This is a genomic window from Streptomyces sp. NPDC059718 (assembly GCF_042733315.1).
Lineage (GTDB): Bacteria > Actinomycetota > Actinomycetes > Streptomycetales > Streptomycetaceae > Actinacidiphila.
Genome location: NZ_JBHWGA010000068.1, coordinates 1 through 12,291 on the forward strand (window position 1 = coordinate 1; position 12,291 = coordinate 12,291).

Annotated in this window: 7 protein-coding genes and 1 pseudogene; 5 read left to right on the forward strand and 3 right to left on the reverse strand. The window is 66.0% G+C overall.

Annotated elements, in window-relative coordinates:
• The coding region (locus ACFV3E_RS42350) for an IS5 family transposase (protein WP_500541240.1) at window positions 1-738 on the forward strand (738 nt) is incomplete at its 5' end.
• On the opposite strand, the gene ACFV3E_RS42355 is transcribed toward ACFV3E_RS42350, so the two are convergent.
• Entirely contained in the window at window positions 704-1,078 is a 375-nt protein-coding gene (locus tag ACFV3E_RS42355) for a hypothetical protein (RefSeq protein ID WP_500541242.1), read from the reverse strand. The two genes, ACFV3E_RS42350 and ACFV3E_RS42355, sit on opposite strands and share 35 nt — an antisense overlap.
• A 644-nt stretch (window positions 1,079-1,722) precedes the next feature.
• Between ACFV3E_RS42355 and ACFV3E_RS42360 the strand changes: the two genes are divergently transcribed.
• The 4 genes and pseudogenes from ACFV3E_RS42360 to ACFV3E_RS42375 form a co-directional block, all read left to right on the forward strand.
• Entirely contained in the window at window positions 1,723-2,070 is a 348-nt protein-coding gene (locus ACFV3E_RS42360) for a hypothetical protein (RefSeq protein ID WP_500541244.1), read from the forward strand.
• Window positions 2,071-2,199: 129 nt separating this feature from the next.
• Window positions 2,200-2,736 (forward strand): hypothetical protein, encoded by a 537-nt coding sequence (locus tag ACFV3E_RS42365; protein WP_500541246.1) that lies wholly within the window; start codon window positions 2,200-2,202, stop codon window positions 2,734-2,736.
• Between the two features lie 207 nt (window positions 2,737-2,943).
• Window positions 2,944-3,573: a restriction endonuclease gene (locus tag ACFV3E_RS42370; RefSeq protein WP_500541248.1), complete on the forward strand. Its 630-nt coding sequence runs from the start codon at window positions 2,944-2,946 to the stop codon at window positions 3,571-3,573.
• Window positions 3,574-4,215: 642 nt separating this feature from the next.
• Window positions 4,216-4,476 (forward strand): annotated as a pseudogene (locus ACFV3E_RS42375) (IS630 family transposase); the annotation flags it as partial.
• Between the two features lie 13 nt (window positions 4,477-4,489).
• On the opposite strand, the gene ACFV3E_RS42380 reads toward ACFV3E_RS42375, so the two are convergent.
• Both ACFV3E_RS42380 and ACFV3E_RS42385 read right to left on the reverse strand, forming a co-directional pair.
• On the reverse strand, window positions 4,490-5,374 hold the full coding sequence (locus ACFV3E_RS42380) for a hypothetical protein (protein ID WP_500541250.1): 885 nt from the start codon (window positions 5,372-5,374) through the stop codon (window positions 4,490-4,492).
• On the reverse strand, window positions 5,371-12,144 hold the full coding sequence (locus ACFV3E_RS42385) for a ricin-type beta-trefoil lectin domain protein (protein WP_500541252.1): 6,774 nt from the start codon (window positions 12,142-12,144) through the stop codon (window positions 5,371-5,373). The genes ACFV3E_RS42380 and ACFV3E_RS42385 overlap by 4 nt, the downstream gene beginning before the upstream one ends.
• Between the last annotated feature and the right edge of the window lie 147 nt (window positions 12,145-12,291).

Here is a 12,291-nt window from a genome sequence, read left to right on the forward strand (position 1 = left end):
CCGGGGTGGATGGAGGGCAGGGGCGGGCAGCCGGAGGGCTACTGCCATCGGCAGATGCTCGACGCGGTCCGCTACCTGGTCGCGGGCGGTATCACTTGGCGGTCGATGCCCGCGGACTTCCCCGCGTGGGAACGCGTCTACGCGTTCTGGCGACGGTGGCGGGACCGGGACCTGATTGGTGAACTGCACGACCGGCTGCGCGACCGCGTCCGCCAGGTCGAGGGCCGCGATCCAGAGCCGACCGCGGGCATCATCGACGCGCAGTCGGTCAAAGGGGCGGCGTTGGTTCCGGCCGCCAGCAGGGGCTTTGACGGAGGGAAGAAGGTCAACGGACGCAAGCGCCATATCGTGGTGGACACCCTCGGACTGCTACTGGTCGTGATGGTCACGGCCGCTTCGGTGACCGACCGTGAGGCCGCTGGCGGTCTCCTGGCCCGGCTGCGCGAGCGGCACTGGCGCATCTCGTGCGTATGGGCGGACGGCGGTTACACCGGGCATCTGGTCGACGTCGCCCGCGCTGTCTGGCGGATCGCGCTGACCGTGGTCAAGCGCACCGACCACACCCGCGGGTTCACCGTGCTGCCCAAAAGGTGGCTGGTGGAGCGGACGTTCGCGTGGCTGATGCGCTCTCGCCGCCCGGCCCGCGACTACGAGACCCGCACCGACAGCGCCGAAGCGATGATCCACTGGTCGATGAGCATGGTCATGAGCCGCCGGCTCGCCCGGCGGGGACGCTGAACATCCCCGGATTCTCTTCGACCAGCCAGCCCCGCACGACCAGGCGCTTGGCTTTCGACCGCACGCCCTCGACCTTCGCCGGCACCGGCGCGAGCCCAAGCGCCGCGGCGAGCTGCCGGCAGTCCATCGCCTCCCCGTCCCGGCCGGCCAGGATGTCCATGAGCCGCCGGTAGTCCGGCGCCAGCACCGCCGGGTCGAGGCCTGCCCGCCATGCCGGCACCACCGAACCGGGCACCGCACCCGCCACCGGCACGGGCCGTTCGTCGGACGCGGCAGCGGGCACATTCTCGCGTCCGCGCGGTTCCGCCAGGACCTGGCCGACCGTCTCGCGGGCGGTCACGAACCGCTACCACGTGGCCTCGGCGTCCTGCAGTTCGGCCTGCAGGATCTCCACCCTTTGACGGGCAGCACGCTCCCGCTCCTCCAACAGCCCCAACACCGACGGCATCTGACACCCCACGCGAAGAAATGACACGACGCGTCATCCCTGCCGCCGAGCCACCGAAATCATGCCTGACCAGCGGAAACGCAGCTACCGCCTTCGGAAAGACAACACCTTCTAAGGCGGACCAACCAAACTGAGCGCTACCAACAAAACTGCACAACCGCGTGAAACCCCAGCTAGATCACACGCGCCTCCACCCGCAGAACCACCCACGCCAAGTCAAGATCACCCAGTGAAACTGAGAACTACCAGGTCAGAAGCAGGGCAACTACTCCTAGTTTTCCGCCAGCGGACAGGGCAGAGGTCTGCACTACCGTGTGCCGCCACCGGCACTCCCCCGACCTCATGGGAGACCGACGAAACCACTCACCGCAAAGCAGGGAGGGCCGCTTTTCATGGGGCACGACGTGGTCTTCCGCACGGTCAGGCGCACCTGGACGCTTGAGGTCCGGCCCAGCCCTGACGGACGGACCTTGGCTTGCCCGCAGTGCGGCCGTGTCCCGGTTGATCCCGGGCCCACGACAACGCGGGAAGTCGTCGTGAACCATCTGGCCGAGCACGCCCGCGCCGAGCCGCTTCCCGGCCATCTGCGGACCTGTAAGTGCGGCGAGCTCGGTTGCCCCTGGCATCCACGCCACCGCGGCTGCGATGGAACGATCTTCATACTGCTGAGCTGCAGCGGCGGCGGTCGCATCTGGCGCCTCGCCGATGTCTGCCGGGCTTGCATGGATGTCACCGGTCACGCCGCCGCGGTTCCCGAGCCCTGCGAGTTCGTCGGATCGGCCAGCGAGACGACCTACCTGCATAGGGAGCCACTCGCAGCCGGGGCCGAAGAGCTCGACACCGACTTCTTTTGGCACGACGACGCGCTCTTCGAGCAGACCTGAACACTCGCGGCACGCCATCAGACGGCTTGAGCACGAACGGAGCGTGACCTGCCACCGATACCGATCCTGCGCCGCCCGGCCAAGTCGGCGCGGGCCCGTCAACTATCAGCATCTTCGAAGGGAGGCCCTATGGGCTCCGAAACCGGACCGGCACCCGGCGACCTCAACGCATTCCTCACGAACGCGGAACTCGCCCAGGCTCACGCTATCGCCGGGATCATCAGCCGGCCGCTGGCTCGTCAATTCGCCAAGAGACTGCGGCGGCTGGGCAGGCAGTTCCAGGACCGTCCGCGTCAGGCCGTCGCCATGAAGCGATGGCTGGCAAGGCTTCCCGCCGAGCGCCTCTCCCTCTTCGCCGAGCTGTCCGCTTTCGAGGGTGCAGCACTCGTCATGCCGCCGCCCGATACCGGCGAGCGGGACTGGCAGACGGCAGCATCCATCATCGACGTCTATCCCGGCTTCATCCCGGCTTCGCAGGACACCAGCGCCCGGCAACTGCTGAGTCTGCGGTCAGCGGCCCTACAGCGCCGGGAGATGGCAATCCAGGGCCTGCCGCTACCTGTCGGACTACCCCGAAGTCCCAGCGCCATCAGGTCCCCGGTGCGCCGCGGAAGACGTGCCGCGCAGCGGCCAGCCACCACACTGCCGACGCCTACCCGGGAGTGACCGGGCCTGGCGTAGTGCCCGCTACCGCCAGCGGTGCCGGTGCCAGCGTCTGCTCGCACACGGCGCCCTTCACGTTCCATCGTGACCGGTCACACTCATCGGCAGGGGCGGGAGGGGGACGTACTGATGCCTGGTCGGCAGAGGCTCCGGACTGCGGCGCGCAAGCGACGCGACGCGCAGAAGACAGCAACTGCAGTGGCCGGGTCGGTGCTGCTCGTCGTGCTGGTGGCGTGGTGGTCGGTGGTCTGGCCGTACGCGCTGGCGGCCGTGCTTCTCGGCTCCGCCGGGACGCTGGCGTGGCGGTTGTGGCGGACCGACCGGCGGCTGCGCAGCAGTGACCGCATGTGGCGGCAGGAGGACGCGGTCAAGGCGGGGCATCGCACGCTGGCCGAAGTGGACGCGATGTCCGGGACCGAGTTTGAGGACCTGGTCGCGCAGCTGTGCCGTCGAGACGGCTGCCTCGAGGTGCGAAGGGTCGGCGGGTCCGGCGACAATGGCGCGGATGTGGTGGGGCGCCTGCCCGACGGACGGACCATGGTGATCCAGTGCAAGCGGTACACGCCGAGCAGCGCAATCGCGAGCCGGGAGCTGCGGGATCTGCTGGGCGCGCGGGTGCACTTCCGGGCCGAGGTGGCCATCTTCGTGACCACGACGCGGTTCAGCCGCCCGTCCCAGGCGTTCGCACTCGAGCACGGCATCCTCGCCGTGCACCGGGACCACCTGGGCTTACGGAACAACGGCGCATCGTTGACGTCGCTGATCAGCGTCAACGGTGCCGGCCAGGGCGACAGCACGCACCGTAGGCGATGGAAGAAGACCTACGACGGCTACGCCTGACCAAGGCAGTTATGCCGTCAGTTCGGTGAAGGCGCGAGTCTCACCGTCGGCAACAGCACTTCCGCGATCGGCTGCTGATTTCAACGAATGGACGCAACGTAAGCTACCAAGCCTTCCTCAGGCCCGTCCTGAAAACGCGTTATCACCCTGCGCACTGGCCAAATGACCCCTGGCAACTCCAGCGAGACATTGACTTCTCCATTGGACGCCGAGTTCGACCGTAGGTCCGCCTCCCTCGTCCCACCTCGTGCTGGCAACTCCGTTCAGCGCTTGCGGGTATTGGCGCCAGCCACTCATAGAGAACTGAGGTTGGGTGGTTCCTCGCCGCCATAGTCCGCAGCGACTCAAGGCTCACCGTCACACCCGACACCCCGGGCTGACCGCACGGGATGCCCGTACGCGGCGGCCAACCCGGTGCCGGACAGTCGGACAAGACGCCCGTCACACACGCTCGTCGCGGGCGGGGCGCGACGCGGATCGGCGGGCGCGGCAACCGACCTTGATTTCCGACGCCCTGCTCACGGCCTAGGCCAGCGCCAGAGCACTCCTGACCGCCAGGAGGCGGAAGCTGCCGGTCCCATACACCACAAGCACGGGGAAGACCGCGGCAGGCAGGAGCGCCAGAAGCAGCCCACGCAGGCTGCCCGACCGCGGTTCCACGTGTACTTCACCCCCACCAGCAGTTCCTGGCTCAACCAGATCGAGCGGCGGTTCGGGCTACTGACGACCCAACAGATACGGTGAGGCGTCCACAAGAGAATCCAGGTCTTGGAGAAGGACATCCGCGCCTGGATCCAGACCTGGAACGGCGATCCGAAGTCCTTCGTCTGAACGAAAACCACAGACGAAATCTTCGAACGCCTTGCCGAATATCTGAACCGAATCAACGACGCAGAACACTAGCGGTCAGAACACGTCAAAGCCAAGGCAGCGGTTCCGGTCTCCTACTCCACCACCATCCAAGGTTTTCCCCCACTGCGCATTGACCCTTTAGCGTACGAATGACCACGCATTCGACATCCTCCACAGTCAGCCGCCTGAAGGCATCGTCAAGAGCCTGCAACGACTGGCCTACGAGTTCCCTAGCTTCCTCGGGGAGCTCTAGCGCAGATCGGCCGATCTCATCACGTGCCTCAAGGCGTTGCCGGTAAAGCCCTTCAGGATACCAGCCAGCCGGCCGCCAATCGTCGGACATCATCCTGATCATCATCTCCCAAGCCCCCATTGCATCACTGACACGGAATTCGGGAGTTCCCAGCTCGATGGGTCTACGCGGTCCGCGCAGACTGGCCAGACATTCCTTGAAAGTGTCCGTAACGGGAGTTTCGACGACGAGGTCAGATACGGCTTCTGGAATCCGTGCCACTGACACGTGGGGCAGCTCAGGGATAGATGCCTCCACCAAGTCGATAAAATGTCGTGATGGATCATCATGAGACTCATAGAGCCGAACACGCGCCGTCACACCCTCTGGGGTGGCCACCCAATATGCACTCGGACGCACCCCTTCGGCAGAAAACAGAATGGCCGTCCTCAGCTCGAATGCGAGCTTCTGGGAGAAATCTCGTTCCGACGGCTGATCACGCACCTCGTCTCGGACATATATTTCCAGTGCCCAAGTTACGTCTCCCGACCGCTGTCCATAGGTACAAACGACCAGGGAATCCCAAGCTCGCCCGTCGGGATCGGCATCGACATGCCCGAGGTCAACGTCGTCCACCGCCACTCCGACGACTGCCGCTATAGCGACGGCCATCAGTGCAGGCTCAGGCCCACCGACGGTCATAAGGTCATAGATCATTGTTGAAACGTACCACCGAAAATCTCCGCAGCCTTTTTGACAGCTTCAGGATTATTGTAAAATCTAGGATTTCTGGTAAGCTGCGTGGCATTATTCAGATCTCCCTTAGCTTTTGCGATCTGCACAAGAGCGGCGTATTCATTGGGGGTCATCGGCTCGATCCCATTGCCGCGCACAGGATAGACGGTACCCTCACCTTCGACGCGATAAACTCGACCATTCACGCTGTAAGAGTTGCCCGAATCCAATAGCTCAGCCTTACCCTCCGCGATCATCCAGATATCTATTTCTACAAGCTTTTCATGGCCACGCAGTACAACACTATTTTCCTTCTTGGGCCCGCTGTGGGCCACACCGGCAAGGAAGTGTCTGAGGTGCGGGAACCTGAGTTGGGCTCCGCGTGCATTTCCCGGAACATCCTCTCCCGCCGGCCAGCGCACATTACGCATATTGGAGAGATAACGTCCAAATCCAGGCAACCGAGCACCAGCCGGCCCCTCAGGAATGGGGACTACGGCGACACTATAGGGACTCACGTCGCATGGATATCCGGGATTACAAGTGGGGCCGGAAAGGATTTCGCCGAGTACCCTGTAGAACCAGTTTACCTGCGGCTGCGGACCGTAATAGGGGTCACCCATATCCGTGGTCTTGATGACCGTCTCGATGTCCAACCCAGGCTGTCCACTGCCGCTGCCGGTGTTTCCGTCACTGCTGGTGGGCGCGGTGCCGGCTTTGCCGCCCTTGGCGCAGCTGCTCCCCTTCGGGCATTCACCCCAGCTGGCACCCTGGTAGTGGGTGCTGCCGTGGCCGCCGGAGCCGTCGTCAAGGACCGTACCGGTGGGGTCGGAGAAAGTGACCGGGTTGCTCGCGCTGTAGGTGTAGCCGTTGAGGGTCTGGGGCTTATCGGTCTCGAGGACGGGGTCGATGCTGAGGAAGCGGCCGATAGTGGGGTCGTATTCGCGGGCGCCGATGTGGGTGAGAGCCGTGGTGGAGTCGGCGGGGGCTCCGAGGAAGGCCTTGTCGTCGGGCCAGGTCGTGGGTTTGGTGCCGCGGGAGGTGCCGAAGGGGGTGGTGTAGCGCTTGGTGAAGGTGGAGGCGCCGGCTTCGAAAGCGATGCTGGAGGTGCCGTGGTTGTCGCCAGCGAGGAAGGTGACCTTGTTCGTGCCGCCGCTGACGGTACGGACGGCGATGGTCTGGCCAGCGGCGGTGTAGTAGCGGTTGCCGGTCAGAGTCTTGGTGGTGCCGGAGGTCTTGAGGTGGACTTCCGTTGCGCCGAGGTAGAGGACGGTTTCACCGTCGGCGGCGGCGCGACGGATAAGGAGTTGGCCGTCGGCGTCGTAGAGGTACTTGGTCTGCTTGGTGATGGTCCAGGTCTGGGCCGCGGTGACGTTGCAGGTGGCGAGTTGCAGGTCCTTGCCGTCGGTGGCGTCGGCGCCGGGGACGGCGAGGCACATGCCGGAGTTGGGGTTGTACAGGCTGCCGTCGTCGCGCTGCGTCCACTGCTGGGCGGCGTTGCCGGCGCTGCAGGCCTTGATCTGTACGGCGGCACCGGAGGCGGTACCGGTGGGGGTGGCGCAGATACCGAGGGCCTGGAAGGTGCCGTCGCTCTTCAAGCGCCACTTCTGGGCGTCGCTGGTGTTGCAGGTGGTGATCTCGACGGGGGTGCCGTCGGTGGTGGCGCCTCCCTGGATGGCGAGGCACTTACCGGACAGGCCGGTGATCTGTCCTGCTTCGGTGGTGGTGCGGGACAGCTTGCCTTCGGTGTTCCAGTCCAGGGTTTGGCTTGCGGGGCGGAGCGTGGTGTTGCCGGTGGTGTCGTAAAGGTAGGTCTGGGTGCTGGACGTGTTGTCGGGCTTGGTGGTTTTGGTCGACGTCAGTTGGTGGGGCTTGGTGGGGCTGTAGGTGTAGTCGCCGGTGGTGTTACCGGCGGTGGCGTGGCTGGTCTCTTTGGTGCGCAGTCCGGCGTCGTTGTACTGATAGCTGGACCAGTAGGGGGCTGCGCCGCCGAGGTTGGCGGTGGTGCGGCCGGTGGTGGCGCAGTCTGCGGTGGCGGGGGTCCAGGATTCGGTCAGGCGGCGGTAGCCGTCGTAGGTGAAGCACTGGTTGTCGGTTTTGCTGATGCCGCCGAGGTCGGTGGTGTCGAAGATGGAGGTGACGTTGCCGGCGTCGTCTTGCTTGTAGTGGAGGTCCTGCAAGTAGTACGCGTGAATGTCGTCGGTGACCAGGGACTCGATGAGACGGCGGGTGCCGGGCTCATAGGAGTTGGTGACGTAGAGCTGGTTGTCAGCGGGGGACTTGGCGAGAGTGAGCTGCTGCAGGTCCCCGAGGGGGGTGTAGGCGGCGCGCTGCAGGTAGCCGCTGGTGCCCTTGGATGTCAGCTGCAGACCGAGGGCGTTGTAGGTGTTGGAGATGACCTCGGACGCAAGGCCGGCGACGGCGGGTTCCGTGGTGCCCTGGATGGTGCCGTCGAGGTTGTAGTAGGTGCCGAAGGCCAGCGTGCTCGGGACTCCCGCGGCGAACAGCGGGTCATTGGCGGGCAGGGAGAGCTGGGTGGCGGTGGCCCGATAGAGGCTGTCGTAGGTGGTGACCTTCTTGGTGTAGGCCTTGCCGTTCAGGCCTCCCTCATACCGGGTGGCGGAGTCCTGCTGGCCCTTGGCGAGGGTGTCGTAGTCCCAGGCGGCAAGCAGGTTCGCATCGGTTTTGGTGCCGCTCCACATTTTCCGCTGGCGGCCGACCTTGTCGTACTCGTACAGCAGGACGCGGTTCGCGGCGTCCTTGGTGGAAGCGACCTGGTCGAGTTCGTTGTAGTCGGTGGTGGACTTGCCCTTGTCGGGGTCGGTGGCGGTGACTTGGCGGCCGAACAGGTCGTAGGTGTACGACCATGTGGCGTCCGGGCCGGTGACGGTCTTTTGCTGACCGCCGGGGAAGTAGGTGAAGCCGGTGGTGATGTAGTGCGCCCCGGCGGGCTTCGGGGCGTCGTACTCGCGGCGTTCGGTGGTCTGACCGAGAGCGTTGGTGACGGTAGCGACAGCCTGGCCGTCGCCCGGGGTCACGGTGTCCCCAACGGGGGGCGTGGTGGTGACGGTGTCACCGGCGTAGGTGGTCGTGCTGGTCCAGCGGGTGGTGGTGGAGGTCTTCGTGACCACCTTGGTGGCGCGGCCGCCGCCGTCGTAGGTGGTCTGGGTGGAGACGGGGGCCTGCCCGGCATCAATCTCGACCAGGCTGCCGGACGGGGCGGCGGCGTTGTCGTAGATGTCCGAGCCGGCGTACACCGCCAGTCCGCGGGTGTCGTAGAGGGTCTCGGCGACGAGCAGTCCGCCGACCGGGGACGGGGATTGCACCTGCCTAGAGCGCAGCAGTGCGTCGTAGATCTCGTAGGTGGTGTTGTAGCCGCCGCCGTCGGCCTTGATATTGCCGGTGGAGACCCACGAGTCGTCGGTGTCGCTGGTGGCCAGGTGGTAGGCGTATACGTAGGTGGGCGGCTTGTCCAGGCTCCGCAGGAGGTTCGGCAGCCAGACCTTGCTGACGCGGCCGAGCGCGTCGTACTCGTTCTCGGTGACCTTGGTGTTGGCGTCCGTGACCGTCAGCGGCAATCCCCATGCCGGGTCCACCGTGGTCGTGGTGGCGAACGTGTTGGCGTCGGCGGTCGTCGATGACGTCAGCGGGCCCACTTCCACGGGCAGGTAGCTGGTGGTGGAGACGGTCTGGTCGTTGGTGTCCTTGACCACCTTCGGGCGGCCGAGGTCGTCAAAGGTGGTCGTGGCCACCTTCTGCCAGGTCGGGGCGTCGGCGGTGGTGTAGCCATTGGCCCGGCCGGTCCACTGGGGATTGCCCCTGGTGGGGGTCTGGGTCTCGGACCAGGTGGTGGTGTCGTAAGCAATGGCGGTGTCGGAGATGACGTCACCGGCGGCGGTGGAGTCGGCCGGCAGGTTCAGGTCCACCTCGTCGATGCCGCAGTTGCGCGCCACCACGCGGGTGCGGGAGACCAGGGCGGTGATGCCGCTGGTGTTGCGGGCGTACCAGGTGCGGGTGCACTTCTCGTCGCCGGTCTTGGAGTCGTCGCCCTTGTCCTCGACCTTGATGGGCATGCCGAGGTTGTCGTAGGTGGTGACGGTGGTGCGGACCCGGTCGTAGGGGGTGACGCCGCTGGTGATATTGGTGCGGGCGTGGCTGGCGCCGGTCCGCACGAAGTACGCCTCGGTGTCGGCGTAGGACTTGTGCTGGGTGGCCGTGCGCTGGGACCAGGGGTCGTTGATGGTGCCGGAGACTTCGCTGGAGCCGTCATAGGCGACGGACTCGCGGACGAAGCCCGCGTACTGGTCGCTGTCGGTGATCTCCGCGGCCTTGATGCCGGTTACCGTGACGGTCTTGCGCTTGGTGGGGTCCAGCTTTCCGTCCGCGTCGAGGACGCGGTCGCCGTCCATGCCGCGCAGGTAGACGGTGACGTCCTTGGACTGGGCGCCGCCCGGGTCACCGGTGAGGTGGGTGACCTTCTCATAGCCCCGCCACAGCGACCAGGTGCGCTCCTTCTCCGGCGTCATCGGGTCGTCGTTGTAGTGCCAGGCCCCGCCACCGGAATAGCTGTAGGTGTGGGCAACACTCACGCCGCCACCGGTGGTGTCGGTGGTGCTGACTGCGGTGACCGGGTACTTGTGGAACCAGTCCAGCTCCGGGTCGCCGCCTGCGGGCGCCCAATAAACGGGGTAGCAGCGGCGGGTGTTGCTGTCGGGCTTGGGCATCGTCTGCCCGGCGACGCAGTCCTGGTCGGCGTAGCTGACGACGGTCTTCGCGCGCGATTCGGAGGTGATGCTCTTCAGGCGCGGCTTGTACAGCGGCAGCTTTCCGTCGACGCCGTCGACCCTGTTGGTCAGCCAGGTGTGGGTGAACGTCACCGGCGGCAGGGACAGGTCGGTGCCGCGCTTGCCGGTGTGCTTGATTTCGTCCAGCCACAGGCTCTGGTCGGAGCTGTCGCTGGTGTCACCGGGGTCAAGGTATTCCTGCTTCAGGCTCCAACTGTCGGCCTGCGAGTAGGCGTCGGTGGCGAGGGAGGTGTCCCAGAAGGAGGTCGTAATGCCGGTCAGCTTCTTGCGGGTGAAGAAAGCCGGGCTGGCGTTGCCGGTGCAGGCGTCGCCGTCCTTGCAGATCGCGTCGAACGGCACGTCGGGCCAGTTGTCGCGGTGGCTTTCATCCAGGGTGTCGCAGCCGGATTCGCAGCGCTCGTCGACGGTGAAGACGACCTTGTCGGAGTAGGCCGGGGTGCCGGAGAACATGGTGCCGGCGCGCTGGCCGTAGCGGATCTCCTTCAGGTAACCGCCGCGAACGTACTCAGTGCCGGGGTTATCGACGCCGTTCTTGGCATAGAAGTTCGTTTCGGCCGCGTACCAGTAGGTCATGGCCCTGTCGTGGGTGTCCACGACGTAGTCCAGGTTCCACCGCCAAGCCTGCTTCTTGTCACGACCGGAAAAGCTGGTCCCGCTGGAGTACCCCGGCTCGCCGCTGTTGTTTCCGAAGACCGGAACGGTCCAAGCCGAGTTGGTGCTGTCGGCGGCTCCGGCACCGGGGAGCTTGTTCTTGCCGAAGACGTACTTCGTGCCATCACCGGTGACGACTACCCAGTACTCGCCGTCGTCGTCGCCGTTGTCGGCACCGGTGTTGTGGATCACCTGGGAGGCGTCATCGTCCTTCAGGTGCCAGATGCCGTTGGAGTCGTTCTTGACGAGCTCGGTGGCCTTGCCGTTCAGCACCAGGGAGGCGTTGTCGTACTTCCAGCACAGGTCGTACTTGCCGGTCTCGCCGTCGTCGTCACAGCTGGCGTACTTGCGCTCGATGTAGGAGGAGGTGAGGTCGAAGCCTTCACCGATCCACGTGCCCTGGTTGTTGGTGTTGCCGGTGCGGCCGTCGATGCTGCCGGAGTCGTAGGAGATCGACAGGTCCGGGGCGGGTCCGGCCGCAGCGGGCGGAACCCGCAGCGGGTAGGACCAGGTGAACGACCCCGAGCTGCCCCCGGCGTTCCACGTGGACGAGGACGACAGCGGGGTGGCCTTGTAGTCGCCCGTGCTCGACTGCGTGCCAGCCGTCAGGGCGAGCACCACCTGCGCGCCAGCAGACGCGTCAGCCGTAGCGGCCGCGGGAAGGGACAGCTGCGCTGTCACCGACTCGGCATTGCGGTCGTTGGCCGAATGCAGCACCTTCTGGGTACGGCACGCGGCCTTCTCAGGAGTTGTCAGCGCACACGCTGGCAACTGCACCAGGCGCAGACGTCCGGCCCAGTCGCCGCCGTAGGCGGAGGCGAAGCTGGAGTAGCCGACTGTCAGCTCGGTGGCGCCGCCTTCGGCCGGGCCCGTCGCGGTCAGCACGACGCCCTTGACGCCGGCCTTCTGCGCGGTGGTCTGGTCACGGACGTCGACAGTCACCGCGGAAGCCGCAGGTGCCTTGGCACGTTGTGCGGTCGCGTGCGGTGCCGCGACACGCAGCGGCAGATGGCCCGGTGTTGCAGAGGCGTGTACTCCGTCGCCAGGTGCCAGGCGGGCGGTGCCGGCCTTGGGCCAGGTCACGGTGCGGTTCTGGTCCGCGCGTGCCCGGGCGGCGTCGGCCCGGTCGGCCTTCTCAGCAGCCGCCACCTGCCGGTCTGTCTTGGTGTCCCGGTGCTTATGGGGGACGACGTCCGTCACGTGGGGAGCCGGTAGCTCCGGGCGCCCCACCGGGCCCGGAGTCGCGGCGATACCAGGTGCCGCGAGCAAGCCCGGCAGCAGGGCGAACCCGGCCACGACGGCGATCCTCCCGGTCCATCGTCTCTTGCCACGTCTGGTGAAACCACCCCGGGACGTCACTGCCACCTTGAACTGTCGCATCGTCACACCACCCCGCCCGCGGCCTGCCGGCCGCACGTCTCACCACGCCCCGCCCCGTATCGG